This is a genomic window from Gallibacter intestinalis (genome assembly GCF_014982745.1).
GTDB lineage: Bacteria > Bacillota > Clostridia > Peptostreptococcales > Anaerovoracaceae > Gallibacter > Gallibacter intestinalis.
Map to the genome: position 1 here is coordinate 158,622 of NZ_JADCKA010000001.1, position 25,407 is coordinate 184,028.

The 25,407-nt window shown below is 42.4% G+C and carries 26 protein-coding genes and 1 other RNA gene; 23 read left to right on the forward strand and 4 right to left on the reverse strand.

Annotated features, from left to right (window positions below; translation table 11 throughout):
• The first annotated feature begins 5 nt into the window (after positions 1-5).
• Together INF20_RS00710 and ribH are read left to right on the forward strand one after the other, a co-directional pair.
• Positions 6-1,205, forward strand: a complete 1,200-nt coding sequence (locus INF20_RS00710) for a bifunctional 3,4-dihydroxy-2-butanone-4-phosphate synthase/GTP cyclohydrolase II (protein WP_226384476.1) — start codon at positions 6-8, stop codon at positions 1,203-1,205.
• A 59-nt stretch (positions 1,206-1,264) separates the two neighbouring features.
• The gene (ribH, locus tag INF20_RS00715; RefSeq protein WP_226384477.1) at positions 1,265-1,732 is read left to right on the forward strand and encodes a 6,7-dimethyl-8-ribityllumazine synthase; all 468 of its coding nucleotides are present in this window, start codon (positions 1,265-1,267) and stop codon (positions 1,730-1,732) included.
• 61 nt (positions 1,733-1,793) lie between these two features.
• Here the strand turns inward: ribH and INF20_RS00720 are convergent, their stop codons facing one another.
• On the reverse strand, positions 1,794-3,065 hold the full coding sequence (locus tag INF20_RS00720; RefSeq protein ID WP_226384478.1) for an ArsB/NhaD family transporter: 1,272 nt from the start codon (positions 3,063-3,065) through the stop codon (positions 1,794-1,796).
• Between the two features lie 198 nt (positions 3,066-3,263).
• Here INF20_RS00720 and tsaB point away from each other — a divergent pair, with 198 nt between their 5' ends.
• Genes tsaB through INF20_RS00750 form a run of 6 tightly spaced genes read left to right on the forward strand, consistent with a single transcriptional unit; the run spans position 3,264 to position 8,367 of the window.
• On the forward strand, positions 3,264-3,992 hold the full coding sequence (gene tsaB, locus INF20_RS00725; protein ID WP_226384479.1) for a tRNA (adenosine(37)-N6)-threonylcarbamoyltransferase complex dimerization subunit type 1 TsaB: 729 nt from the start codon (positions 3,264-3,266) through the stop codon (positions 3,990-3,992).
• Positions 3,993-4,472: a ribosomal protein S18-alanine N-acetyltransferase gene (gene rimI, locus INF20_RS00730; protein WP_226384480.1), complete on the forward strand. Its 480-nt coding sequence runs from the start codon at positions 3,993-3,995 to the stop codon at positions 4,470-4,472.
• The gene (gene tsaD, locus INF20_RS00735; RefSeq protein ID WP_226384481.1) at positions 4,469-5,485 is read left to right on the forward strand and encodes a tRNA (adenosine(37)-N6)-threonylcarbamoyltransferase complex transferase subunit TsaD; all 1,017 of its coding nucleotides are present in this window, start codon (positions 4,469-4,471) and stop codon (positions 5,483-5,485) included. Before rimI ends, tsaD begins: the two co-directional genes overlap by 4 nt.
• The gene (locus INF20_RS00740; RefSeq protein WP_226384482.1) at positions 5,482-7,449 is read left to right on the forward strand and encodes an ABC-F family ATP-binding cassette domain-containing protein; all 1,968 of its coding nucleotides are present in this window, start codon (positions 5,482-5,484) and stop codon (positions 7,447-7,449) included. The genes tsaD and INF20_RS00740 overlap by 4 nt, the downstream gene beginning before the upstream one ends.
• Before the next feature lie 37 nt (positions 7,450-7,486).
• Positions 7,487-7,714: an acyl carrier protein gene (acpP, locus tag INF20_RS00745; protein WP_226384483.1), complete on the forward strand. Its 228-nt coding sequence runs from the start codon at positions 7,487-7,489 to the stop codon at positions 7,712-7,714.
• 2 nt (positions 7,715-7,716) lie between these two features.
• Positions 7,717-8,367, forward strand: coding sequence for a redox-sensing transcriptional repressor Rex (locus tag INF20_RS00750; protein WP_226384484.1), 651 nt, complete (start codon positions 7,717-7,719; stop codon positions 8,365-8,367).
• Positions 8,368-8,424: 57 nt separating this feature from the next.
• On the opposite strand, the gene INF20_RS00755 is transcribed toward INF20_RS00750, so the two are convergent.
• Positions 8,425-8,595, reverse strand: coding sequence for a DUF362 domain-containing protein (locus tag INF20_RS00755; RefSeq protein WP_226384485.1), 171 nt, complete (start codon positions 8,593-8,595; stop codon positions 8,425-8,427).
• Between the two features lie 88 nt (positions 8,596-8,683).
• On the opposite strand from INF20_RS00755, the gene INF20_RS00760 reads away from it, so the two are divergent.
• The 6 genes from INF20_RS00760 to INF20_RS00785 all read left to right on the forward strand — a co-directional run bounded on the left by INF20_RS00760 (position 8,684) and on the right by INF20_RS00785 (position 14,402).
• On the forward strand, positions 8,684-9,490 hold the full coding sequence (locus INF20_RS00760; protein ID WP_226384486.1) for an Asp23/Gls24 family envelope stress response protein: 807 nt from the start codon (positions 8,684-8,686) through the stop codon (positions 9,488-9,490).
• Positions 9,487-10,350 carry a DNA-3-methyladenine glycosylase family protein gene (locus INF20_RS00765; protein ID WP_226384487.1) on the forward strand — a complete coding sequence of 288 codons (864 nt, stop codon included), beginning with the start codon at positions 9,487-9,489 and terminating at the stop codon, positions 10,348-10,350. Before INF20_RS00760 ends, INF20_RS00765 begins: the two co-directional genes overlap by 4 nt.
• A 93-nt stretch (positions 10,351-10,443) precedes the next feature.
• Entirely contained in the window at positions 10,444-11,787 is a 1,344-nt protein-coding gene (locus INF20_RS00770; RefSeq protein WP_226384488.1) for a hemolysin family protein, read from the forward strand.
• A 72-nt stretch (positions 11,788-11,859) separates the two neighbouring features.
• Positions 11,860-12,138 (forward strand): co-chaperone GroES, encoded by a 279-nt coding sequence (locus INF20_RS00775; RefSeq protein WP_226384489.1) that lies wholly within the window; start codon positions 11,860-11,862, stop codon positions 12,136-12,138.
• Positions 12,139-12,165: 27 nt separating this feature from the next.
• Positions 12,166-13,797: a chaperonin GroEL gene (gene groL / locus INF20_RS00780; RefSeq protein ID WP_226384490.1), complete on the forward strand. Its 1,632-nt coding sequence runs from the start codon at positions 12,166-12,168 to the stop codon at positions 13,795-13,797.
• A gap of 161 nt (positions 13,798-13,958) precedes the next feature.
• Positions 13,959-14,402: a helix-turn-helix domain-containing protein gene (locus tag INF20_RS00785; RefSeq protein ID WP_226384491.1), complete on the forward strand. Its 444-nt coding sequence runs from the start codon at positions 13,959-13,961 to the stop codon at positions 14,400-14,402.
• A gap of 32 nt (positions 14,403-14,434) precedes the next feature.
• Here the strand turns inward: INF20_RS00785 and ybaK are convergent, their stop codons facing one another.
• The gene (gene ybaK / locus INF20_RS00790) at positions 14,435-14,929 is read right to left on the reverse strand and encodes a Cys-tRNA(Pro) deacylase (protein ID WP_226384492.1); all 495 of its coding nucleotides are present in this window, start codon (positions 14,927-14,929) and stop codon (positions 14,435-14,437) included.
• 238 nt (positions 14,930-15,167) lie between these two features.
• Here ybaK and INF20_RS00795 point away from each other — a divergent pair, with 238 nt between their 5' ends.
• On the forward strand, positions 15,168-15,719 hold the full coding sequence (locus INF20_RS00795; RefSeq protein WP_226384493.1) for a DUF3793 family protein: 552 nt from the start codon (positions 15,168-15,170) through the stop codon (positions 15,717-15,719).
• 24 nt (positions 15,720-15,743) lie between these two features.
• Positions 15,744-16,166, forward strand: a complete 423-nt coding sequence (locus INF20_RS00800; protein ID WP_226384494.1) for a flavodoxin — start codon at positions 15,744-15,746, stop codon at positions 16,164-16,166.
• A 202-nt stretch (positions 16,167-16,368) separates the two neighbouring features.
• On the opposite strand, the gene INF20_RS00805 is transcribed toward INF20_RS00800, so the two are convergent.
• A complete protein-coding gene (locus tag INF20_RS00805) occupies positions 16,369-17,727 on the reverse strand; it encodes an MATE family efflux transporter (RefSeq protein WP_226384495.1) in 1,359 nt (452 codons plus the stop codon).
• Between the two features lie 76 nt (positions 17,728-17,803).
• Between INF20_RS00805 and INF20_RS00810 the strand changes: the two genes are divergently transcribed.
• From INF20_RS00810 to ffs, 7 genes are all read left to right on the forward strand, one after another.
• Positions 17,804-18,628 (forward strand): MerR family transcriptional regulator, encoded by an 825-nt coding sequence (locus INF20_RS00810; protein ID WP_226384496.1) that lies wholly within the window; start codon positions 17,804-17,806, stop codon positions 18,626-18,628.
• Between the two features lie 10 nt (positions 18,629-18,638).
• Positions 18,639-19,406 carry a segregation and condensation protein A gene (locus INF20_RS00815; RefSeq protein WP_226384497.1) on the forward strand — a complete coding sequence of 256 codons (768 nt, stop codon included), beginning with the start codon at positions 18,639-18,641 and terminating at the stop codon, positions 19,404-19,406.
• The gene (gene scpB / locus INF20_RS00820; protein ID WP_226384498.1) at positions 19,396-20,028 is read left to right on the forward strand and encodes an SMC-Scp complex subunit ScpB; all 633 of its coding nucleotides are present in this window, start codon (positions 19,396-19,398) and stop codon (positions 20,026-20,028) included. Before INF20_RS00815 ends, scpB begins: the two co-directional genes overlap by 11 nt.
• A gap of 3 nt (positions 20,029-20,031) precedes the next feature.
• The gene (locus tag INF20_RS00825) at positions 20,032-22,230 is read left to right on the forward strand and encodes an ATP-dependent helicase (RefSeq protein ID WP_226384499.1); all 2,199 of its coding nucleotides are present in this window, start codon (positions 20,032-20,034) and stop codon (positions 22,228-22,230) included.
• 32 nt (positions 22,231-22,262) lie between these two features.
• Positions 22,263-24,236 carry an NAD-dependent DNA ligase LigA gene (ligA, locus tag INF20_RS00830; protein WP_226384500.1) on the forward strand — a complete coding sequence of 658 codons (1,974 nt, stop codon included), beginning with the start codon at positions 22,263-22,265 and terminating at the stop codon, positions 24,234-24,236.
• Positions 24,215-25,210, forward strand: a complete 996-nt coding sequence (locus INF20_RS00835; protein WP_226384501.1) for an AIR synthase family protein — start codon at positions 24,215-24,217, stop codon at positions 25,208-25,210. The genes ligA and INF20_RS00835 overlap by 22 nt, the downstream gene beginning before the upstream one ends.
• A gap of 83 nt (positions 25,211-25,293) precedes the next feature.
• Positions 25,294-25,393: signal recognition particle sRNA small type (gene ffs, locus INF20_RS00840), an RNA gene on the forward strand.
• The last annotated feature ends 14 nt before the right edge of the window (positions 25,394-25,407 follow it).

Genomic DNA, 25,407 nt, shown 5'->3' on the forward strand with positions numbered 1-25,407 from the left:
TAAAAATGGAACAGTTTAACACGATTGAAGAAGCTCTTGAAGAGCTGAGACAGGGAAAAATAATAATGGCAACGGATGACCCTGACAGAGAAAACGAAGGTGATTTAATCTGTGCTGCAGAATTTGCTACAACGGAAAATATAAATTTTATGGCAACCCATGCAAAGGGCCTTATATGTATGCCGATGTCCGAAGAATACGTAAAAAAACTGATGATACCGCAGATGGTAACCAATAATACGGACAATCATGAAACGGCTTTTACGGTATCCATTGACCATGTAAGCACAACCACAGGAATATCCGCAGCGGAAAGATCTATTACGGCCATGGCCTGTGTGGAAGAAAACGCAAGACCTGAGGATTTCAGAAGACCGGGTCATATGTTTCCTCTCTTGGCAAAGCCAAATGGCGTTTTAGAGAGAAATGGACATACTGAAGCCACAGTGGATCTGTGTCGCCTGGCAGGACTTAAGGAGTGCGGACTTTGCTGCGAAATAATGCGTGAAGACGGCACAATGATGAGGACCCCTGAACTTAAAGCCATGGCTGAGGAAATGGGCATAAAGTTCATCACTATAAAGGATTTGCAAAAGTACAGAAAGTGCCATGAAAAACTGGTAGATGAAGTCGCAACGGTTTCCATGCCTACAAAATACGGCGATTTTAAAGCAAAGTGTTTTGTTGATCGCGTAAGCGGAGAACATCACATTGCCCTAATAAAAGGTGAAATAGGGGACGGAAAAGACGTTTTATGCAGAGTACATTCGGAATGTCTTACAGGAGATACCTTTGGCTCCCTCAGATGTGACTGCGGTCAACAGTTTGCTGCAGCCATGACTCAGATAGAAAAGGAAGGTAGAGGCATCATGCTCTATATGAGACAGGAAGGCAGAGGCATCGGTCTTGTAAATAAATTCCGTGCCTATGAGCTTCAGGAAAAGGGTATGGATACTCTTGAAGCAAACCTGGCATTGGGCTTTGACGGTGACGAAAGAGAATACCATATTGGGGCTCAGATTCTCAGAGAACTGGGAGTTAAGGAAATGAGGCTTCTTACAAACAATCCAGACAAGATATATCAGCTGGAGGAATTCGGTATAAAGATAACTGAAAGAGTTCCTATCCAGATGGATGCCACTGACTATGACCTGTCATACCTTAAGACAAAGCAGGAAAAGATGGGGCATATGCTCGAATATTGATGGATGAAATAAATGGAGATAATAAGCGATTAGTATAATTAAAGAAAGGATAATTAAAAATGAAAAAATTTGAAGGAAGACTTGTATCGGAAAATATAAAAATCGGAATTGTTGCTTCTCGTTTTAATGAGTTTATAACATCTAAGCTCCTTTCTGGAGCTATGGATGGCCTTTTAAGACACGATGTTAAGGAAGAGGATATCCATGTGGCGTGGGTACCGGGAGCCTTTGAAATCCCTCTTATCGCTTCTAAAATGGCAAAAAGCGGAAAGTACGATGCGGTAATATGCCTTGGAGCGGTAATTCGTGGGGCGACAAGCCATTACGATTATGTATGCAATGAAGTGGCTAAGGGGATTGCCATGGTTTCCTTGGAAAGCGGCGTACCGGTGATGTTTGGAATTCTTACTACAGAAAATATCGAACAGGCCATAGAAAGAGCAGGAACAAAGGCAGGAAACAAAGGCTTTGATTGTGCTACAGGAGCTATTGAGATGATAGATCTCATCAGAAATATGGATAAATAAGAAATATAATATGCATAAAAATGCCGCTCCCGAATCGGGAGCGGTTTTAAGTTACATATTTTTAATAGAATATTCCGTATCTGAGCACCAAATATATGGATGAAATCACTATGGACATAAGCATCATTGGGAAGCCCAATTTGAAGAATGTCGCAAATGAAATCGGATGACCGTGCTTTGCACTGATGTTTGCAAGTACGATGTTTGCTGAAGCTCCGACCAAAGTACCGTTACCACCGAGACAAGCACCCAGGGATATTGCCCACCAGAGAGGGAATATATCCATGCCGCTCTGTCCCATATCGATAACCAGTGGAATGAGGGCTGCAACAAACGGTATGTTGTTGAGTATAGTTGACAGCAGTGCCGATGCCCAAAGTATAACCAGCATAGTCAGTATAGGCTTGTCGGATGTTGCATTTATAACAACCTGTGCCAGCTGACCTACAACACCTGTTTCTACAAGACCGCCTACAACGATAAACAGTGCTGTGAAGAAGATTATGGAAGTCCATTCAACATCTGCAATGATATCCTCTGCCTTCTGCTTACCGATAAGCATCATTATAACAGCAGCTGTAAGAGCTATTGTGCTGGATTCGGCATGAAGCTGAGAGTGGAATACAAATCCCAGAACAACCAGGATAATCATTACGATTCCCTTCTTCATAAGAGCAGGATCTTCGATGGCTTTCTTTTCGTCAAGCAGCATTACCTGATTGATGGCAGACTGTTCAACCTGCATTTTGTTGCCGTATATAAATTTCAGGCATATTATGAATACTATCATTATAATCACGATAGCAGGAGCCGCATGGCATATGAAGTCCATAAAGGACAGACCTGCCTGGCTACCGATCATGATGTTCGGAGGGTCACCGATGAGTGTGGCCGTACCGCCCATGTTGGATGCCAGCACCTGTGACATCAGATAAGGTACAGGATTGAGACCAAGGATTCTTGTAATGGAAATAGTCATTGGACCAATCAACAGTACAGTTGTAACGTTGTCCAAAAATCCGGACAAAACAGCGGTAACGATGACAAAGAGCATCATTATTCGCCACGGGTCGCCTTTGGCGATTTTGGCGGATTTGATGGCGATATACTCGAACATGCCCGAATGCTTAAGCACGTTTACAAAGAGCATCATACCAATCAGTACGCCGATGGTGTTATAGTCGATATAGCTGGCTGCGGTTTCAACATCCAGTACCTGAGTCAGCAGCAGGACCACTGCTCCGGCCACGGCTATAACAGCTTCGTGGAACTTGTTGACCACAATGAGGCCGATAACGGCCAGGAATACGATTATGGAAATAGTCTGTTCCATAAATTTCCCTCCTTCTGAGATAGTATTTATTGCTGTTTTTCACTGTGATATTTTTTGTTTTAACTCACTGGATTATTCTAACTCAATATTTATTTTTTTCAAGCCTTTTTTACCTATAATTTATAATTTATCGCGTGAAAACATTTTTTATGATAAAATAACTTGTTGTATAAGAGAAAAACAGGAAGGTAAAATCTTATGAAAATCCTTGCAATAGAGACTACAGGGCCCTTTTGCAGCGTGGCTCTAATAGATGAAAAAGGAAATATATCAGTTAAAGAATCCAGCGAAAAATTAAACCATTTAAAAACTCTTATGCCCATGGCAGAAGAGCTGCTTAAAGAAAATTCTATAAATATGAAGGAAATATCAGCAATAGCAGCATCAATTGGGCCGGGATCCTTTACGGGGATAAGGATAGGAGTAACGACGGTGCGAAGCCTTGCTCAGATATTGGGTATCAGGTGTATACCGGTTCCTACACTTAAGGCTTTTGCAATAGGCTTGAGGGATAAGGGAAATGCTGGCAGTGACAAGGCTGTATGTCCTGTATTTGATGCTAGACGAAAGCAGATATACGCTTGCTGTCTGATAGGAGATGAAGAGGTGGTTTCTTCCGGTGCATATGACCCCGATGAATTTTTGGATAAGGTCAAAAATGCAATGAATGAAAAAAACATATCCGAAAGCATATTTGCGGGAGATGGAACTGTGCCATATGAAGACCTTATAAATGAAACCATGGAAAAGGATGGCTTTACCACCGATATTAAAAGGGAAACATATCAGGAGGCCGGCGCCGTGGCAAAGCTAGCCCTTGAAATGTATGAAAAAAATGAAACGGTGAATTACGAGAAACTTAAGCCGGAATATATGAGAAAACCGGAAGCGCAGAGAAGACTTGAAGAAAGGTTGAAGGGACTTTAAATGAAAACCTACGATAATATAGTTTTCAGAGAAGCCCTTTCCGCAGATATAGATACCATAGCTGAGTTGGAAAAGGTATGCTTTAAGGATCCCTGGAGCAGGGCAGCCATAAGGGATGAAATTGATAAAAATCCCATGTCACTTTATATGGTTGCTGAAGATACGGATATAAAACAGGTGATAGGATATGCCGGTCTGTGGCAGATTTTTGATGAAGGGAATATAACGAATATAGCCGTCGATCCTAAGCGCAGGAGAGAAGGCATAGGAGACAGGCTTGTGGGAGAGCTTGTGAGAAATTCAATGGAGAGAGGAATGATTTCCTTTACATTGGAAGTGAGAGTTTCAAACAGTCCGGCAATAAGCCTGTATGAACGCCACGGCTTTGAGATTGCAGGCATCCGTCCGGGATATTATGTAGACGGTGAGGATGCATATATAATGTGGCTGTATACTGAAGAGAGAAAGGATAATAAATGAAAGACGGAAAATTCATCACGCTGGCGGTGGAGTCCAGCTGTGACGAGACCTCTGTGGCTATTATGGCAGACGGTCGAGAAATACTTTCAAATATAATATCTTCGCAGATAGATATACATAAGCAGTATGGAGGAGTGGTGCCAGAGATCGCCTCAAGGCATCATTTGGAAAATATAAATCATGTTACAAATCAGGCCTTGTCTGAAGCAGGTTGCTCATTTTCCGATGTGGATATGATAGGCGTGACAAAGGGTCCTGGTCTTGTGGGAGCTCTGCTTATAGGAGTGGCTGCCGCAAAGTCGTATGCGGCGGCGTTAAACCTTCCGCTGGTGGGAGTGCATCACATACTCGGTCATATAAGCGCAAACTTTATAGAGCATAAGGATTTAGAACCGCCATTTACTGCACTAGTAATTTCCGGAGGTCATACATACATTGCGGAAATGGAGAGCTATACTTCTTGCAGGATCTTGGGAAGCACCAGAGATGATGCTGCAGGCGAAGCCTATGACAAGGTTGCAAGAGTGCTAGGCTTAGGATATCCGGGAGGACCGTTGATAGATAAGATAGCAAAGGAAGGCAACCCGGAAGCAGTTCATTTTAAGAGGGTGTTCCTTGAAAAGGATAGCTTTGATTTTAGCTTCAGCGGCATAAAAACCGGTGTGCTCAATTATGTAAATACAGAAAAACAGGCGGGAAGAGAAATAAATGTGGCTGATGTTGCGGCATCCTTTCAGCAGGCTGTGCTTGATGTAACCGTTGCAAAGGCAGTGGGAGCTGCTGAACTTCTTAAAAAGGACAGATTGGTGCTGGCAGGGGGAGTTGCCGCAAACAGCAAGTTAAGACAGATGCTTTCCGATGAATGTAAAAAGAAAGGGATAAAGGTGTACTATCCTTCTCCGGTGCTTTGTACCGATAACGCTGCTATGATAGGCTGCGCTGCCTATTACAGCTATAAGGCAGGTAACAGAGATGGACTGGATATGGATGCGTACGCAGATTTACCGTTATGATAATACTCAGTGCAAAGGACATATGTAAAAGCTATGGAACAGATGTTATCCTGGATAACATCTCCTTTCATGTTAATAAGGGCGATAGAGTTGGAATAGTCGGCTTAAACGGTGCCGGAAAGTCCACCTTGTTAAGAATATTGACCGGTGAGCTTGCCAGCGACAGCGGTGATTTTTTCGTATCTCAGGATACAACCATAGGGTATCTTAAGCAGTCTGATGGCTTTAATCCTGAAAATACGGTGCTTGAGGAAGCTGAAGCGGTCTTTTCGGACTTGGCAGCAAAGGAAAAAAGGATGTTGGAGCTTTCTGAAAGGATGGCAAACATCGATTACGGCAACGGCGACAAGGAAGCAGAATCCCTTATGGCGGAATACGACAGGCTCAACGTGGAGTTTGAAAGGGAAGGCGGATACTCCTACAGAAGCGATATTAGGGGAGTGCTGAGCAGCATGGCCTTTACCGATGAATACTTCAATAAAAAGATTAAAACCCTTTCTGGCGGTGAGAGGACAAGACTATCCTTGGCTTGCTTGCTTTTAAAAAAGCCGGACCTGCTGTTCTTGGACGAGCCAACAAACCATCTGGATATTGCCACGCTAAGATGGCTTGAGCAGTATCTTAAGAGCTATCAGGGAACATTTATGGTGGTTTCCCATGACAGATATTTTCTGGATAAAACCGTAAGCAGAATCTTTGAAGTGAGAAATCACAGGCTCGATATATATGAAGGTAATTACAGCGCCTTCGCCGAAAAGAAAAGAACTCTCAGAGAAAGTGAGCTGAGAAAATACGAAAACCAGCAAAAGGAAATAAAGCGACAGGAAGAAATGATACGCCGCTTTAAGCAAAGAGGCACCGAGAAGCTAGCTAAAAGGGCTAAATCCAGAGAAAAACGTCTTGAGGCTATGGATGTGGTAAAGAGGCCGGATGGCGAAAAGGGACGCATGAAAATCCGCTTTAAAGAGGAATTTCAGAGCGGTAAGGATGTTATATTTGCTGAAGGATTAGGTAAGAGTTTCGGATACGGACCTTCTGCCACAGAGCTTTTTAAGAATGCCGGCTTTGACATTAAAAGGGGAGAAAAGGTTTGCCTGCTAGGCCCAAACGGTGTCGGAAAGACAACTTTGCTCAGAATGATAATGCAGGAAATACAGCCTTCGGAAGGATATATAAAGACCGGGACAAATGTTAAAATCGGATATTACGACCAGGGACAGCGTTTATTAAACGATAATCTATCGGTAATAGAGGAGGTTCATGATTCCTACAGATTGTATTCCGAATCGGAAATAAGAGGAATACTGGGAAGATTTATGTTTAAGGACGACATGATATATCTTCCGGTGGGCTCTCTTTCCGGGGGAGAAAAGGCAAGGCTTTCATTGCTTAAGCTGATGATGTCCGGTGCAAATTTGCTTCTCATGGACGAGCCTACAAACCATCTGGACATAGAGTCCAAGGAAGTCTTTGAAGATGCCCTTTTGGAATTTCCGGGCACTGCTTTGATAGTTACCCATGACAGATATTTTCTTTCCAGAATACCTGACAGGATACTAGAACTCAACAGAGAAGGCATAAGCGAGTATTTGGGAAAATACGATTACTACAGGGAAAAGAAGGAACAACTTGGTAACGGTGGTGAGCATACCGGTGAAATGGGCGAAAGTGCCATGGAAAGGGAAGATGCAGCCAAGGACGGCGAAGCAAAACTCTCTTCCGAGGAGGAAAGGCGCCTTAAAAAGGAAAAGGAAGCTCAAAGAAGGAGAAATCAGAGAGAAAAGGAAGCTTTGGAAAAGGAAATCGAAGAGGATGAACAGGAGTGTGCAAGGATAGAGGAACTCATGTGCGGTGAGGCTGCCGAGGATTATATTAAGCTTGCGGAACTCAGTGAAAAACTCACAAAACTCAAGGATGAGCTTCAAAAAAAATATGAAAAGTGGTTGCAATACGAAGAACTGTAAATTATAATTTCTAATATCATATCAAGGAGGAATACAGATGACGTTTGACAAGATAAAAGAGATAATCGCCGAGCAGCTCAGCGTGGAAGAAGACAGCATTTCAATGGATACAAACCTTATGAAGGATCTTGAGGCAGACAGCCTGGATGCGGTGGAAATTATCATGGCCATCGAAGAGGAGTTCGACATCGAGATTCCTGATGAAGAGGCGGAAAACTTCCAGACAGTTGCTGATCTGGTAAATTACGTGGAGGATAACAAATAAAGATGCCAAACAACAACGGCAATAGTAAAGAACCGGCAAGAATATCCAACGCGGTCATAAAAAGGCTGCCGAGATATAGGCGTTATCTGGCAGAGCTGCGTAAAAAAGGAGTGGAAAAGGTATCGTCCAATGAGCTTAGCAGGCTTATGGGATACACCGCTTCCCAGATAAGGCAGGATCTTAATAATTTTGGCGGTTTTGGACAGCAGGGCTACGGCTACAATGTAAATGATCTTTACGGAGAGATAAGCGGTATCCTGGGACTGGACAGAAACTATAAGATGGTAATAGTCGGCGCAGGCAATCTGGGTCAGGCCATCGCAAACTATACATATTATTACAAGACGGGGTTCATCGTGGACGCTATATTCGAAGTGAACCCGAAGATGATAGGCTTAAGGATAAACGACAGAAATGTCCTTGATTACGAGGATATGGTTCCTTATGTGGAAGAAAACAAAATAGACATAGGAATTATATGCGTTCCGAAGGAAAACGCTCAGGAAGTTGCTGATAAGCTGTGCTTTGCAGGTGTCAGCGGTATATGGAACTTTGCGCCGGTGGATTTGGAAATACCGCCGCATGTATCCATAGAAAACGTTCATCTTTCGGATAGCTTGCACTCGTTGGCATATCATATGTCCAAAAGATAAAATGGCAATAAAAATACCCGTTTCGTATGAAACGGGTATTAGTTATACCGAATTTAATTATTCAGCCTGTGGTGCGTCAACAGGGCAAGCTCCTGCGCAAGCTCCGCAGTCGATGCATTTTTCAGCGTCGATAACGTGCTTTCCATCTGCTTCAGAGATAGCTTCTACAGGGCATTCGCCAGCGCATACTCCACAGTTGATGCAAGCATCTGTAATTTTGTAAGCCATTGTTGTTTCCTCCTTTGTAAGATATATCTTAACTATTGATAGAGTCAGTATAACACCATAAAAGTTGGATGTAAAGAGGTATGTAAAGATGAAAGTTTATGCTCTGGTTGGTAAAAGCGGCACCGGAAAAAGCTATCAAGCAATCAATTTGTGTCGTGACAGAGATATTGAAAGTATAATAGACGACGGCCTTTTTATCTGCAGAGGTAAGGCTATGGCAGGTAAGTCGGCTAAGAGGGAGGCTACTAAAATCGGAGCCATTAAAACAGCCCTTTTTACCGATGAAGAACATTATCTGCAGACCCTTGCAAAGATAAAGGAGATACAGCCGGAGTCTGTTCTTATCATAGGAACATCCGACGGAATGGTGGAAAAAATCGCCAAAAGGTTGGAGCTGGCTCCTATTGATGAAAAGATATATATAGAGGATATAACCACGGAAAATGAAAGAAAAATAGCCGAAAAACAGCGAAAGGGACAGGGAAAGCATGTTATTCCAGTTTCTTCTGTGCAGATTAAGCATCAGTTTTCTGGATATTTTTTAAGCCCACTGAGAATATTTAAGGGCATAGGAGCAGGAAAGGGCAGCTTCACTGAAAAATCCGTAGTAAGACCTACATACAGCTATATGGGTGACTTTATGATTGCCGAAAGAGTCATTGGGGACATCGTAAAATGCACTGCTATGGGCATAAAGGGTGTGAGAGATGTGACAAAGGTTTCCTATGACAACAGCGTAGATGAGCTTGTGATTAATGTAGGACTGGTAATGAGAAGGGGATATTCCGTCATAGAGGCTGCTAGAGAGCTTCAGAAAAAAAGTGCAAATATGATCGTTGAAATGACGGCTTTTAATATAAGTGAAATGAATATAGAAGTGAGAGGAATAGTATGAGCAGAATAGTTTTAGATGAAGTTAAGGATTTTAACCTTGAGCATATATTCGACTGCGGACAGTGCTTTAGATGGAACGCAGAAGATGACGGCAGCTATACGGGAGTTGCCGGAGGCAGAGCAGTCAATGTCGCCCTTTCGGGAAAAAGTCTTGTAATAGATAATGCCACATCCGATGACTTTGAAGAATTTTGGAGAGATTATTTTGATATGGATACGGACTATGGCAAAATCAAAGACGCTCTCAGGGCGCAGGACCCGGTAATAGGGAAGGCCATCGATGAAGGGGAAGGTATAAGACTCTTGGATCAGGAAATATGGGAGACGATAATTTCCTTTATTATTTCCGCCAATAACAATATTCCGAGAATAAAGGGCTGTATAGAGAGTCTATGTGAAAACTTCGGTGAAAAAATAGGCAGATATAGAGGTAAAACAAGATATGCCTTTCCTACTGCTCAAAAGCTGGCTTCCTTGACAACGGACGACTTGGTGCCGTGCCGTCTTGGATACAGGGCAAAATACATTATCAATACGGCGAAGATGTACACAAAGCTTGGTGACAAATATTTTGAAGAGCTTAAGGGTGAAGATGTTTCCTATGAGGATGCCTTTAAAAAGATAAGCCAGCTGCAGGGTGTAGGCCCAAAGGTTGCAAACTGCATACTTTTATTTTCATTGAAAAAGAGAGATGCCTTTCCTATAGATGTGTGGATGAAAAAGGTTATGAATCACCTTTACGGATTTGAAGAAGAGGATGTAAAGGGTATGGAAAAATTTGCATCGGAAACCTTCGGTGATGTGGCAGGAATCGCTCAGCAATATCTGTTTTATTATATGAGAAATAAAGCTCTTGACTGAATGTGTACGCGAATATAAAATCGTATATAATAATTAAAAGGTACTGTTGAAAATGAATTATGTATTATCAAAAAAGGAGTGGAAAAAAATTCAATGGACACGATACCGCAACAAATTTTATTACAGTTGATACTGATATTTTTAAATGCGTTTTTTGCAGCGACGGAAATCGCGGTAATATCCCTAAACGGCGCTAAATTAAGAAAGGAAGCCGAAGAGGGAAATAAAAAATCAGCGAGACTTTTAAAGATGGTGGAAGAACCTTCGGGATTTCTTTCCACGATTCAGATAGGCATAACCCTGGCGGGATTTTTAGGAAGTGCCTTTGCGGCAGATAACTTCTCGGGATATCTCGTAAACTGGGTATATGATGACCTTGGATACAGGGGAATGTCTCAGGAAACCTTGAACACAATATCCGTAATAGTCATCACTATCATACTTTCCTATGTAACGCTTATACTGGGCGAACTTGTGCCTAAGAGAATAGCCATGCAAAAGCCTTATGAAATCGCGAAGTTTACTTCCGGAGTGGTTTCGGCGGTGGCAACGGTTATGAAACCGGTTATAATTTTCCTTTCTCTTTCCACAAACGCAGTGCTTAAGCTCCTCAGAATGAAGACGGAAACTGAAGAAGAGTCCGTAACTGAAGAAGAATTAAAAATGATGATTGAGCTGGGCGGAAAGAAAGGCGTGCTGGATAAGGACGAAAGTGACTGGATTAAAAATGTGTTCGAATTTGACGATATAACCGTAGAGGAAGTGATGACCCAGAGATCCGATATGGTAACCGTTGATTTGGACGATGACGAGGAAAAGATTTTGGAAACCATCAGAGAAAGCAAATGCTCAAGAATCCCGGTTTATGACAGAGAAAAAGATGAAGATGATATTGTAGGTATCCTTCACGCAAAGGACTATCTGCTAGCCGGTGATGAGGAAAGAGAAAAGGGCATTGAGCCTCTTATGAGACAGGCATACTTCGTATCGGAGAATATGAAGGCTTCAGAGCTGTTTAAAAAGATGCAGCTCAATAATATGCACATGGCCATCGTGGTAGACGAATACGGCTCTATAAACGGTCTTGTGACTATGGAGGACCTGCTTGAGGAAATCGTTGGAAGTATCTACGATGAAACGGACATTCCGGAAGTCGAAGAGGACATAGTACAGCTTGCAGAAAACAAATGGAAACTCAGAGGCGATTGCTCCATAAAGAAATTTGAGGCTGCAGCCGACTATGAAATTGAAACCGACAACAACCATTATGTAACCATGGGCGGTCTGGTAATCGAAATCATCGATGAGATACCTGAAGACGGCAAAGAATTTGATGTTGAAATTCAGGATCTTAAGATTCATGTGCTTTCCACTGAAAACAGGAGAATCTCCGAAATGATAGTGGAAAAAACGGAAAAAACTATTGACAATGAATAAATAGAGAGTAAAATATAATTAGCACTCAGAGATAATGAGTGCTAATAAATTTTTCAGATGGAGGTATACAGTATGAGTTTCGGAATCAGGCCTTTAGGCGATAGAGTAGTTATTAAAAGAGTAGAAGCTGAAGAAAAGACTGCCGGCGGCATTCTTCTTACAGGACATGCCAAGGAACAGCCTCAGATGGCTCAGGTCATAGCAGTTGGCCCGGGAACTGAAGATGTTAAAATGCAGGTTAAGGAAGGGGAAACAGTAATCTTTTCCCAGTATGCCGGAACAGTTGTTAAATACGACGGCGAAGAATATATTATCTTAAACCAGAAGGACATTCTGGCAACAGTTGAGTAATTAGTGAATAAGAAGGAGTGAATTAAAATGGCAAAAGATTTGTATTACGGAGAAGACGCCAGGAGAAAGCTCCAGAGAGGCGTTGATAAGCTGGCTAACACGGTAAAAATCACACTGGGACCTAAGGGAAGAAATGTGCTTCTGGAAAGAAAGTACGGAGCACCTCTCATTACTAATGACGGTGTGACAATCGCAAGGGAAATCGAGCTGGAAGATCCCGTTGAAAATATGGGTGCGGCACTTGTTAGAGAAGTTGCCACAAAGACAAATGATGTAGCCGGTGATGGTACAACAACAGCTACACTGCTGGCACAGATTATCATTAACGAAGGATTTAAAAATGTAGCTGCAGGCGCAAATCCTATGATTCTTAAAAAGGGTATTCAGGGTGCTGTAGATGTGGCTATAGAAGAAATTAAAAATAACGCCAAGGAAGTAAGCACAAAGGAAGCTATCGCAAACATCGCTTCCGTATCATCTGCTGATGAACAGATTGGCGAACTTATAGCAGAAGCCATGGAAAAGGTTGGAAAAGACGGCGTAATCACCGTTGAAGAAGGAAAATCCATGGGTACAAATCTGGAAGTTGTTGAAGGTATGCAGTTTGACAGAGGATATCTGTCTGCTTACATGGCAACTGATATGGAAAAGATGGAAGCAGTTTTGGAAAACCCATATATCCTGCTGACAGATAAGAAAATCTCCAATATTCAGGAAATCCTGCCACTGCTGGAACAGATTGTACAGACAGGAAGAAAACTGGTTATCATAGCTGATGATGTTGAAGGTGAAGCACTGGCTACACTGGTTGTAAACAAGCTGAAGGGAACATTTGACTGCGTAGCTGTAAAGGCTCCTGGATTCGGTGACAGAAGAAAGGCTATGATGGAAGATATCGCTGTTCTTACAGGCGGTACAGTTCTTGCAGAGGAACTCGGATATGAGCTTAAGGAAGCTACTATCGATATGCTGGGAACTGCGGCTACAGTAAAGGTTGATAAGGACAACACTGTAATCGTAGGCGGCAGCGGAGATAAGGATGAAATCGACGCAAGAGTTGCATCCATCAGAAAACAGATTGAAGAAACAACTTCTGACTTCGACAGAGAAAAACTCCAGGAAAGACTGGCTAAGCTCACAGGCGGCGTAGCGGTTATCCAGGTTGGAGCAGCAACAGAAACTGAACTGAAGGAAAGAAAGCTGAGAATAGAAGATGCCCTTAATGCCACTAAAGCCGGTGTTGAAGAAGGCATCGTACCGGGCGGCGGAGTTGCTCTGGTTAATGCTATTCCTGCAGTTGCAAAATATGTTAAGACTCTTTCCGGTGATGAAAAGACAGGTGCAAACATCATAATGAGAGCTCTGGAAGAGCCGGTTAGACAGATTGCTGAAAACGCAGGATTTGAAGGCAGCGTTGTTGTTGAAAAGGTTAAGACAGGTAAAGTTGGAACAGGTTTCAACGCTTACAACGAAGAATACATGGATATGATTAGCGCCGGAATAGTAGACCCTGCAAAGGTTACAAAATCCGCACTGGCTAATGCAGCATCTGCATCCGCAATGCTTCTCACTACTGAAGCAGGTGTAGTTGATGTTGTAAAGGACGAACCTGCTGCTGCAATGCCTCAGGGCATGGGCGGTATGCCAGGCATGATGTAATAACTAACTCATACGCGACTATATAACCATAGGTAATAAGACCGCATTCTTTAGGAAGTTCCTAAGGATGCGGTCTTTTGCATTGCGCTCTTAAGAGACTCATGTTATCATGTGGTGTATACGGTACAATGTGAGAGTTGAATAGGACAGAATAAAGAAAAATGGCATTACATGATAATTTAAAGAACTGCAGAGAGGCAAAGGGCCTTTCTCAGATTGATGTGGCAAACAGGTTGCATGTATCCAGGCAGACCATATCCAAATGGGAAACGGGAAAGAGCTTTCCGGATATCGAAAGCATAATAATGTTCAGCGATATATATGATATTTCCCTGGATGAATTGCTGAAAGAAGAAAAGGCAATTGTAATTAACGATCCTGATAATCACCATACGGATGAAAGTCAGTTGATGATGATAATAAGCGTCATATCGCTGATTGCACCGTTGGGATTTTTTATCGCGCTTATGGTGATGTTTTTCAATAAGACCCATTACAGCAAATATCGAACAATACGCATCATATGCATATGCAGCATAGTGATAAACTTTGTGGAACTGGCCCTTAGGATATGGGGAGCCATAGTTTACAATGCATATTATTGATTTGCAGGTAACGGGGCGCCGGGGTGCGTTGATTAGTCGGTTAAGTCAGCGATTTCAAATCTTATAATCTTGGACAAGTCCTCCAAGGAAGTTGAAACCTGATAGCCTATTTTGCCTGCACTGTATATAATGTGGTCAAAGGAAGTTGCGCTGCTGTCTATGAAGGTTGGGAAGTATTTTTTCATTCCTATTGGAGAGCAACCTCCATGTATGTACCCAGTAAGACCGAGTAATTCCTTTGATTTAATCATTTCTATAGACTTTTCACCGGCAGCTTTGGCTGCCTTTTTTAAATTGAGTTCTCGCTCACAGGGGATGACAAAAACAAAATGGTTTCCGCTTTTTCCTACGGTAACCAGGGTTTTAAAGACCTGTGCGGGATTTTGATTTAATACATGGGCGACTTCCACGCCACTGACGGCATCTGTATCTGCATAGCAGTAATGGTCGTACTTTACCTTTTTCTGATCTAAAATTCTCATAACATTGGTTTTCATTTCTTTTTTATTTGTATTTTTGCCTGACATAAAAAGCCTCCAAAGCTTAAATTTCAATGGTTTTACTTTTTGTAAAATTATATCATAAATTTTTTTAAAAAAGTACTTGCAAAAGAAGGCATATGTGATATACTTATAACCAAGTTAGGATAAACTAACTCATCAAAAACACTTTTGGCTCATGACATACCGGGGATGTCTATTGTGACATCCCCAATAAACCCCCTAAAGTGTTAGGTAAGCCTAATATAAATCGAAAGGAGAAGACATGCTGGACAAATACCTTATAGAACACTGCTCGCCGACATTGGCATCATTGAAAACAGCAAATCTGTTTAGTATGAATATAGGTGCCGAAACCGATTTTCAGGCGCAGATAGACAGACTTAACGACGGGCTCAAATCAAAGGGCATAGTGCTGATGGTGCTTAAAAAAGAAGGAAACAGAGCTTTGGTATATGTCTGCAGAAAGTCTTATTTGCAGGAGGACCTTAACAGACCGGGAGTCGCATCCTTTATGAAAAAATACGGTTATGAGAGCACAGATGCCGACAAAGCAATCGAGACATTGGCAAAACGCCTCAAAAATATTGATGACTTTCCCCATGAAATAGGTCTTTTCCTTGGATATCCCCTTGGTGATGTAATAGGCTTTATCGCTAATGCGGGTAAGAACAGTAAATGCAGCGGATGCTGGAAGGTATACTGTAACGAATGTCAGGCTATAAAGAAATTCGCACAGTTTGAAAAATGCCGCAGAGTATATAAAGAAATGTGGCAAAAGGGTAAGTGCGTCTCACAGCTTGCGGTAGCGGTGTGATGCGGATAAGAAAGGAAAAAGATTATGAGTAAAGTAGCTGTAGTGTACTGGAGCGGTACCGGAAACACAGAAGCGATGGCTTTTAAAGTGCTGGAAGGTATCAAGTCGGCAGGCGGAGAAGCTGAAATGTTTACTGCGTCAGAGTTTGCTTCAGACAAGCTTGATGATTTTGATGCGGTTGCATTCGGGTGTCCTTCCATGGGTTCTGAGGTCCTTGAGGAAAGTGAATTTGAACCGATGTTCACCTCATGCGAAGGGAAGCTTCAGGGTAAAAAGATAGCCCTTTTCGGTTCCTACGGATGGGGAGACGGAGAATGGATGCGCAACTGGGAGGAAAGATGTATAAAGGATGGTGCTCAAATGGCCTGTGACTTTGTAATCTGTAACGAAGCTCCGGATGCTGCGGCAGAAGAAGCATGCGTAGCCTTGGGAAAGGCTTTAGTATAAAAATTCATTTATAAACCAAAACAGTGAAAATTTGTATAAAACGGTACGAACGAAATAAAATATATTCAAAAACTGGAATCATAAAACATTTAGATAATAATAATGCCATTTACCTCTAAGATATAATAAATTGACAGAAAAAAAGCTGCTAGCCGAAATGCTCAATCGGTAAGCAGCTTTTTCTGTTTTTTATTTTATGTGTCTAAACTGACTTGTCGAGTTTAGGAAAATGCTTGTCGTCATGTCTATTAAAGTTTTTAAACAGCGGTATGGCTACTATTGCCGTAGCAACTTCCGCAAGAGGGATAGTAGACCATACCCCGTTGATTCCTATTATGAGTGGCATTGTTTCCAAGAATACTACCACAAAGATAAGGGATCTGCAAAATGAAACCAGAGCTGACATGCCTCCGTTACCGATGGCGGTAAAATAACCGGAAATGTAGATATTAAATCCGCATAGGATAAACGCCAGGCAGAAGATTCTAAATGCAGGTACGGTCATTTCCAGTATATCCGGCTCCGTGGAAAAAATCATTACCAGCGGTTTTGCAAATAATAGGCAGATGGCAACGATGACAACAGAGACTGCCGTAATTGACACCATGGACTGTCTTACTATTTCCTTTAGTTTTTTCTGGGCTCTGGCGCCGATGTTATATGAAATCACCGGCTGAGCTGCCACGGTTATACCAAAGTATACCGATGTAAAGAAGTAGTAGAAATATGTGATTATGGACATGGATGCAACTCCGTCTTCACCGGCAATTTTTAAAAGGGTCAGATTGAAGAGGAGAGTTGTCACTCCTGTAGAAAGTTCTGTCATCATTTCAGAGATGCCGTTATAGCAAGCGTGAAAGAGTTTGCCGATTTCCACTTTAGGTTTTACAAATTTCAGATTGCTTCTGCCGGAAACAAAGTGGAAGATACCTATGGCTGCGGAAATATACATGGCAATGGCCGTTGCAATACCGGCTCCAAGGATTCCCATGTTTAACGGAACCACAAAGATAAAGTCCAAAATAACATTGAGTACAAGTCCTGTTACAGACATTGCCATAGCCACGGAAGGGTGACCGTCGGTACGAGTAAAGTATTCAAAAAATAACTTTAATATCATGGCAGGAGTCATTATGACCAGACAGATTCCGTATGGCTTAGTATATGGCATCAATATGTCCGTGGAACCGCATAGACGAAGTATAGGCTCAAGGAACAGTGCACCGACAGTTGTTAAAATTATGATTATGACTATCAGCGCTGTAACCGTAAAGGAAAAAAAGCTGTCCGCTTCATGAAAACGACCTTCTCCCTGTCTGACTCCAACTATGGCGCCGGCACCGGTGGCAAGCATAACCGAAACACCGAAAAATACGCAGGTTATAGGAATGACGATATTTATCGCTGCAAGGGCATCGGAGCCTACAAATCGTGATACGAAAAAACCGTCAACGGTAGTATAAAATGACAAAAATACCATTGAAATCACCGATGGCAGCAGATACCTTATATATTCCTTATAAGTTATTGAATTGGCAAAAGCCGGATTTATTTTTTTCATTAGATATTTCCTTTCATATTTACAGGTAAAAGTATAAAGGGTATAGTAACTATATAGTCAAGGGAGGAAAGCACTTATGGGAAAATATTTTACTGCAGGGGAGTTTGCTGCAATCCATGGAATGTCCAAGCAGACGCTGCTGTTTTACGATAAAATTGGCCTTATAAAACCGGCTTATGTGGATGAAAATAACAGATACAGATACTACAGCGCAAAGCAGATGGAGGTTTTAGATACCATATCAATGCTCAAGGAAGTGGGAATGCCTCTGGCGGAAATTAGAGAATATATGGATGATAGAAGCGTCGAAGGTGCTATTTTGCTGCTGGAAAAGGAAAATGAAAAACTGACTGAAAAGATAAAAAAGCAGAGGAGAATTAATCGTCGTATTAAAGCAAAAATTGCGCAGCTTAAAGAGGCGGCGGAAATATCCGGAACAGACAAGGTCAGATATGAATTTCAGAAAAGACGGTATCTATATGCGGAGGATGTTAAGGAGCCATTTACACTTTTTGATACGGATGTTGCTATAAAAACATTGTTTGAGGAAGCGTCCAGAGAAAAAATAGAGCATAACTATCAGATAGGCTCTGTCATACCTCTAAAAAAGATCCTCGAAGGTAAATATACGGAAGCTTCAAAGGCCTATACGGTAATGGAAAAAACCGCTGAATCTGAGCATTGTCTTGTGGTGGAGGAAGGGGTCTATGCTGTTTTTTATCATAAGGGTGCATATGCTGAAACGCCAAGCACATATGTGAAGGCCATTGAGGAAATAAAAAAAGATGGATACATAATATCGGGCGACAGCTTTGAAGACAGTATAGTTGACAATCTCACCGCAGGAAATGAAAAGGATTATCTCACAAAAATAAGCATTCCTGTCAAAAAGATGGTATAATAGGAAGGCTATGGGATACAAAGTAAAACTTAAGACATTTGAAGGTCCCTTCGATCTGCTGGTATACCTTATAGAAAGCGCTCGAATGGACATCTATGACATAAAGGTATCGGAAATTACCGAACAGTATATGGAACATCTGCAACGGATGCAGGAGCTGGATGTGCAGCCCGCATCCGAATTTATGGTGCTTGCGGCAAACCTTATAGAAATCAAATCAAAGATGCTGCTGCCAAGGCTCGACGAAAAAGGAGAGGAAATCGAAAGCGAAGATCCGAGAAGTGGACTTGTCGAAAGACTCCTTGAGTATAGGAGATATAAAAGGGCTGCTGAACTTTTTTCCCAGATGGAGGATCAGGGAGCGATGGTGGAAAGCAAGCCACAGGAGGATATTTCCGCATTTTTAGATGACCCAGAAGAAATCCTGCAGCTTGATACGGATCAGCTGATAAATGCCTTTGAGGCTTTCCTAGGACGAAGGAAAAAGGTTTCCGAAATTAGAAAAAACTATGAAAATGTACAGAAAAGAAAAATAACCTCTGAGGAAAGAGTAAGCTTCATCAAGATGCTTTTCAGACAGCAGCCTGATGCAGTGTACTCCTTTAGAGAGACTGTAAAGGACAGTCAAGATAAATACGATATTGCTCTTTCCTTTACATCCATAATGGAAATGGTAAAGCAAAGACAGGTGAGGGCGGAGCAGAAAGCACTTTTTGGCGACATCAAAGTAGCCAAGGGCGAACGTTTTGATCAGGAGGAAGAAAACAATGACAAATAAAGAGAGAATAAAATCCGCACTGGAGTCAATGATGTTCGTCTGGGGAGAGCCTTTGGATGTCAAAACTGCAGCTGATGTGGTGGATATGCCGTGGAAGGAAGTATACGATCTTTTCATGGAACTTCAGGATGAATATGAGGCCTACGAAAGAGGTCTTCGCATAAGGCGCGTTGACAAAAGCTTTCAGATCGTGACATACAGCGAAAACTATGAATATATAAGGAAGCTGTGTACACCTGTTAAAAAGAGAAAACTGACTCAGTCGGCACTGGAAGTTTTGGCGATTATAGCCTATAGACAGCCTGTAACAAGAGGTGAAATAGAATCCGTGCGAGGCATAAAATGTGAAAGGGTCATCGACGGACTGGTACAAAAGGGTCTTGTAAAGGAAGCAGGCAGAAGCAGCAGCTTAGGAAGGCCGATACTGTACGCAACCACCGATGAGTTTTTGCGATATATGGATATAGAGAGCATAGATGATCTACCACAGCTTGAAGACAGAGACAGAGAGATTTACGATTATGAAGAGGAAGGCAGTCTGGAAATTCATCAGATTTCCATGGACAGCCTGAGTAATGAAAATAACGATAATAACGATAACAATGAGAATAAGGAAGAATAATAGATGGAATATTTAAAGGGACTTAACGAAAAACAAAAGGAAGCGGTGCTTACCACGGAAGGACCTCTGCTTATACTGGCAGGAGCCGGCAGCGGTAAGACAAGCACTATGACAAGAAGGATAGCCCATCTTGTTAAAGGCTGTAATGTACCACAGTACAACATCCTGGCCGTTACATTTACAAATAAGGCGGCAGGAGAAATGAGAGAAAGGGTTGAAGCGCTTCTCGGAGACGATGCCCGAATGTGGATAATGACATTTCACGCAGCATGTCTCAGAATTTTAAGAAGAGATGCAGAGCGTCTGGGATATACAAATTCCTTTGCGGTTTATGACCCTGTGGACCAGAAAGCGGTTATAAAAAGCGTCATGAAGGAAAAGGGAATCGAAGAAAAGAAGTTTCCAGTAGCAGGCATTCTGTCGGCCATAAGTAAGGCAAAGGAATCGGAAATCAGCCCATATACCATGAAAAGCATGATTTCAAATTACAGGGATGAAGTGGTAGCTTCAATTTATGAAGGTTACGACAGAGTTCTTAAGAAAAACAATGCCATGGATTTCGACGATCTATTGCTCAATACGGTAAAGCTGCTTAAACAGGAACCGGATGTGCTGGAGCATTATCAGGAAAGATTCAGATATATCATGGTGGACGAATACCAGGATACAAATACCTTGCAGTATAAATTTATCAGTATGCTGGCAGAGCAGTATCAGAATATCTGCGTAGTAGGCGATGATGACCAGTGTATATACCAGTGGCGCGGAGCCGATATAAGCAATATATTAAATTTTGAAAAGGATTTCCCAGGAGCAAAGGTAATAAAGCTTGAGCAAAATTATCGTTCTACGGGAAATATTTTGGCTGCTGCCCATTCGGTTATTTCAAACAACAGCAGGCGTAAGGATAAAAAACTGTGGACTCAGGCGGAGGAAGGCAGTAAGGTTGTTTATGCCAGACTGGATGACGATAGGATGGAAGCAGGATATATCGCCCAGGAAATCGACAGGCTTATGAGAAGCGGCAGAAAGTACAGCGATTTTGCAATTCTCTACAGAACAAATGCCCAGTCCAGAACCTTTGAAGATGCCCTTTCGAGAAAGGATATTCCTTACAGGGTAGTAGGCGGAGTCAGATATTATGACAGAGCCGAAATTAAGGATATGGTTGCATATATGAGGCTTGTGGCAAACCCTGCCGATGAATTGGCCCTTATGAGGGTTATAAATTCTCCTAAGAGGGGAATAGGTCAAAGTTCCGTGGAAAAGCTTAGAAATGCTGCGGAATTTAACGGTATCACAATGTTTGATGCATTGTTAGACGAAAATATAACAGATGAGCTTCCGGCAAAGGCAGCAGCAGCGGGAATGGAGTTTGCAAAGACCATTGCTCACTATCACGAGGAAGTGGAAAACCTTAGAGTATCCGATATATATGACGGACTTTTAGTCCAGTCTGGATATCTGAAATATTTAGAAGAGCAAAACACACCGGAAGCCGATGGCAGAACTGAAAACCTTATGGAATTCAAGTCGGTGATTTTCGATTTTGAAGAGGAAGGTGAGCTGTCATTAAGTGAATTCCTTGAAAAGATAGCGCTGCTTTCCGATGTGGATAACCATGATCCAGACGAGGACGCTGTGACCCTTATGACGATGCACAGTGCCAAGGGCCTCGAATTTCCTTTTGTATTTATGCCGGGCATGGAGGATGGACTCTTTCCTGGATGGAGAAGTCTGGACTCTCAGGAGGGCATAGAAGAGGAAAGAAGACTCTGTTATGTGGGAATGACTCGAGCCAAGGAAAGACTTTGCCTAACAAGTGCCGGATATCGCGTGATGTACGGACAGGGTAACTTTACAAGGGAGTCTCAGTTCTTAAGAGAAGTGGATCCTAAGCTTCTGACCGGAGACGGTGTGTTCAAGAAAAAGAATGAGGCATCTTTGGGAGAAAGAAAGCCTTTGGATGGTTACGGAGCATCTCAGCCGTATATGCCTTTTGCAACGGCTCAGGGAGCCAGCAGAGCGGTAAAGAAAAAGGTTAAAAATACGGAAACCTTCAGCGAGGGAGATAGAGTATCCCACGGCAAGTTCGGAGAGGGTACCGTCATTAAGGTTGACGGTAATGTTGCCGTAGTGAGATTTGATACAGCCGGTGAAAAAAAGCTGGCTACGGATATCGCACCCCTTAAGAAAATTTAATTTGCATTTATCCCAAGGGAGAAATTACGGGTATGTCAGATCAGCAAAAGAAGATGAGAGAACTGGCCGATAGGCTCAACAAAGCTTCTGAGGCCTACTATAAAGAAAATATCGAAATAATGTCCAATCTGGAGTACGATGCTCTGTATGATGAGCTGGAAGCTTTGGAAAAGGAGACAGGTATAGTCCTTTCCGGAAGTCCCACTCAGAAGGTTGGCTATGAAACATCGGAAGGACTGCCAAAGGAAGAACATCCTTCAAGGATGCTGTCTTTGGATAAGACTAAAAGCATAGATGAACTGGCTGCCTGGCTGGGAGACAGAGAAGGCTTACTTTCCTGGAAGCTAGATGGTCTTACCATAGTGCTCACCTATGAAGGCGGAAGACTGGAAAAGGCGGTAACTAGAGGAAATGGAGTAATCGGCGAAGTGGTTACACCTAATGCTAAGGTGTTTGAAAATCTGCCTCTGTCAATTCCATTTAAGGGAAGACTTACCGTAAGGGGAGAAGCTTTTATAAAGTATTCTGATTTTGAAAGAATAAATAAAACCATCGATGATGTGGAAGCAAAATATAAAAATCCTAGAAATCTCTGTAGCGGCTCTGTAAGGCAGCTTAACAATGAGATTACGGCTCAGAGAAATGTAAACTTTGCAGCCTTTTCCCTAACGGAAGCCACAAAAGAGGACGGCTCTGAAATGGATTTTGAAAATTCACGGGAAAACCAGATGAAGTTTTTAAAGTCCCAGGGCTTTGAGATTGTGGAATATGTAAGGCTTACGGGAAGGCAGGTGCCTGAGGAAGTAAAGAAGTTTGAAGAAAATATCAACAGTATGGATATTCCTTCCGATGGGCTTGTGCTTATATATGACGATATAGAATACGGCAGATCCTTGGGAACCACTGCAAAATTTCCAAGGGATGCCATAGCCTTTAAATGGCAGGATGAAATCAGAGAGACAACTCTTAAAAGCATAGAATGGAGTCCTTCCAGAACAGGTCTTATAAATCCCGTTGCAATTTTTGAGCCTGTGGAATTGGAAGGCACTACGGTAAGCAGAGCTTCGGTGCACAATGTGAGCATATTAAAGGAGCTTAAGCTAGGCACAGGGGATACAATAAAGGTCTATAAGGCAAATATGATAATCCCACAGATTGAGGAGAACATCACTCAAAGCGGACCGGATCCTCTGCCTGATGCATGTCCCGTATGTGGACACAGGACACAGCTTAAGGCTGAAGCGGGAGTGGAGACTCTTCACTGTGTAAATCCCGAATGTCCTGCAAAAAAAATAAAATCCTTCGCTTTGTTTGTAAGCAGGGATGCCATGAATATGGAAAACCTTTCTGAAGCAACCCTGGAAAAATTTGTTTCAGCGGGATTTGTAAAGACGCCGGCAGATCTTTTTAGATTAGATAGATATAAGGATCAGATTGTAGCTATGGATGGCTTTGGAGAAAAGTCATATGAAAATTTGCAGGAATCTGCAGAAAAGGCTAGGATAACCACTGCGGCAAAGCTTTTATATGCCTTGGGAATACCGGGTATAGGAGCTGCCAATGCTGCTGTTATAGCATCAGCAGCGGATGACGATTTTGAAAGGGCCAGAAATCTGACATACGATGAGCTGGTGGCCATAGATGGTGTAGGAGATGTTCTTGCCGGGGCTTATATAGACTATTTTAGCGATGAGACAAACAACGAGATTGTGGATGATATACTTTCTCAGGTTAATTTTGTTAAAGAGGATAAGGGCTCCGATGAGCTGGGCGGCAAAGTGTTCGTAATAACAGGCAGTCTCAATAGCTTTGAATCAAGAAGTCAGCTAAAAGAATTGATAGAAAAAAATGGCGGCAAGGTGACCGGCTCTGTAAGCAAAAATACAGACTATCTTATAAACAACGACAGTCAGTCGGCTTCCGCAAAAAATAAAAAGGCAAAGGAACTGGGAATTCCGGTTATTACCGAGGAGGAATTTTTGCAATGCTGGAAATTGGAAAGATAGACAGCGAGCTATTAAAGAAAATAGTGTTTGATAAAATCACATATAGAAGGCCGGAAGTAAAAACAAGACCGGGCATAGGAGAAGACTGTGCAGTGGTAGACTTCGGACAGTGCGACTGCGTTATGTCCACTGACCCGATAACGGCAGCTGTCAATGAAATAGGAAGACTTGCTATACACATTACATGTAACGATATAGCCAGCAATGGAGTAAGACCTGTGGGTATTATGCTAGCAGCCATGCTTCCTCCAGGAACCACAGAAGAAGATATTGCTCTTATGATGGAACAGGCGGGAAAAACTGCAGCTCAGGTGCAGGTTGAAATTATCGGCGGCCATACGGAAATAACGGCAGCGGTAAATAAGCCGGTAATAGTTTCCACGGCGATAGGAATATCCCGTGACAGTGAAAAAAATTCCCATAAAAACATGAAGCCTGGTGATGCGATATTACTCACCAAGAGAGCGGGAATAGAAGGTGCTGGAGTTATCGCAAATGATAATGAAGAGGAGCTTAAGGAAGTTCTCACAGATGAGGAACTTGAAATCGCCAAGGGCTTTCTCAATGAAGTAAGCGTTGTTGAGGAAGGCGTTGCGGCGGGCAGCGTAGGCACTTGCGGTATGCATGATGTAACCGAGGGCGGAGTTCTCGGGGCAATATGGGAAATGTGCACTGTGGAAGGAAAGGGTGCCCTTGTATATAAGGATAGAATTCCAGTTGACTCGGTTACAGAAAAGATAGCGAAGTTTTATGATATAGACTGGTTAAGATTGATTTCCAGCGGATGTATGCTGATAGTGGCTTCCAGTGAAAAAAAGGATGCTGTTGTAAAAGCGGTGGAAGATGCCGGCGTTGCGATTAGCGAAATCGGTGTTATAGCTTCGCCAGAAGATGGAATAATGATTGAAGAAAACGGGATAAAAAGTCCTGTGGAGCCCCCTGCCAGCGACGAGCTTTACAAGGCGGTAAAATAGCCTTATGTCTGATGTTGACTTGTAGGTAATTTGCATTTATAATCAACTAATGTGAATTGCCTTTTGGCAGCCTTACAAATACGGTTGGGGTCCTGCGCAATGAGAGTCTGTGAACCTTGTCAGGTCCGGAAGGAAGCAGCAATAAGCGGATAAACTCATGTGCCGCAGATCAGCCTTTTCCGTTTTTTGTAGGGCTA

Coding starts and splice junctions, on each gene's coding strand:
- INF20_RS00785 (WP_226384491.1), top strand. CDS start 13,959: ATGGCATTACATGATAATTTAAAGAACTGCAGAGAGGCAAAGGGCCTT.
- INF20_RS00755 (WP_226384485.1), bottom strand. CDS start 8,595: ATGGCTTACAAAATTACAGATGCTTGCATCAACTGTGGAGTATGCGCT.
- INF20_RS00805 (WP_226384495.1), bottom strand. CDS start 17,727: ATGAAAAAAATAAATCCGGCTTTTGCCAATTCAATAACTTATAAGGAA.
- INF20_RS00835 (WP_226384501.1), top strand. CDS start 24,215: ATGCTGGAAATTGGAAAGATAGACAGCGAGCTATTAAAGAAAATAGTG.
- tsaB (WP_226384479.1), top strand. CDS start 3,264: ATGAAAATCCTTGCAATAGAGACTACAGGGCCCTTTTGCAGCGTGGCT.
- INF20_RS00795 (WP_226384493.1), top strand. CDS start 15,168: ATGCTGGACAAATACCTTATAGAACACTGCTCGCCGACATTGGCATCA.
- groL (WP_226384490.1), top strand. CDS start 12,166: ATGGCAAAAGATTTGTATTACGGAGAAGACGCCAGGAGAAAGCTCCAG.
- ligA (WP_226384500.1), top strand. CDS start 22,263: ATGTCAGATCAGCAAAAGAAGATGAGAGAACTGGCCGATAGGCTCAAC.
- INF20_RS00765 (WP_226384487.1), top strand. CDS start 9,487: ATGAGCAGAATAGTTTTAGATGAAGTTAAGGATTTTAACCTTGAGCAT.
- INF20_RS00710 (WP_226384476.1), top strand. CDS start 6: ATGGAACAGTTTAACACGATTGAAGAAGCTCTTGAAGAGCTGAGACAG.
- INF20_RS00750 (WP_226384484.1), top strand. CDS start 7,717: ATGCCAAACAACAACGGCAATAGTAAAGAACCGGCAAGAATATCCAAC.
- ribH (WP_226384477.1), top strand. CDS start 1,265: ATGAAAAAATTTGAAGGAAGACTTGTATCGGAAAATATAAAAATCGGA.
- INF20_RS00760 (WP_226384486.1), top strand. CDS start 8,684: ATGAAAGTTTATGCTCTGGTTGGTAAAAGCGGCACCGGAAAAAGCTAT.
- INF20_RS00815 (WP_226384497.1), top strand. CDS start 18,639: ATGGGATACAAAGTAAAACTTAAGACATTTGAAGGTCCCTTCGATCTG.
- INF20_RS00770 (WP_226384488.1), top strand. CDS start 10,444: ATGGACACGATACCGCAACAAATTTTATTACAGTTGATACTGATATTT.
- INF20_RS00800 (WP_226384494.1), top strand. CDS start 15,744: ATGAGTAAAGTAGCTGTAGTGTACTGGAGCGGTACCGGAAACACAGAA.
- INF20_RS00740 (WP_226384482.1), top strand. CDS start 5,482: ATGATAATACTCAGTGCAAAGGACATATGTAAAAGCTATGGAACAGAT.
- rimI (WP_226384480.1), top strand. CDS start 3,993: ATGAAAACCTACGATAATATAGTTTTCAGAGAAGCCCTTTCCGCAGAT.
- scpB (WP_226384498.1), top strand. CDS start 19,396: ATGACAAATAAAGAGAGAATAAAATCCGCACTGGAGTCAATGATGTTC.
- INF20_RS00810 (WP_226384496.1), top strand. CDS start 17,804: ATGGGAAAATATTTTACTGCAGGGGAGTTTGCTGCAATCCATGGAATG.
- INF20_RS00720 (WP_226384478.1), bottom strand. CDS start 3,065: ATGGAACAGACTATTTCCATAATCGTATTCCTGGCCGTTATCGGCCTC.
- ybaK (WP_226384492.1), bottom strand. CDS start 14,929: ATGTCAGGCAAAAATACAAATAAAAAAGAAATGAAAACCAATGTTATG.
- INF20_RS00775 (WP_226384489.1), top strand. CDS start 11,860: ATGAGTTTCGGAATCAGGCCTTTAGGCGATAGAGTAGTTATTAAAAGA.
- INF20_RS00825 (WP_226384499.1), top strand. CDS start 20,032: ATGGAATATTTAAAGGGACTTAACGAAAAACAAAAGGAAGCGGTGCTT.
- tsaD (WP_226384481.1), top strand. CDS start 4,469: ATGAAAGACGGAAAATTCATCACGCTGGCGGTGGAGTCCAGCTGTGAC.
- acpP (WP_226384483.1), top strand. CDS start 7,487: ATGACGTTTGACAAGATAAAAGAGATAATCGCCGAGCAGCTCAGCGTG.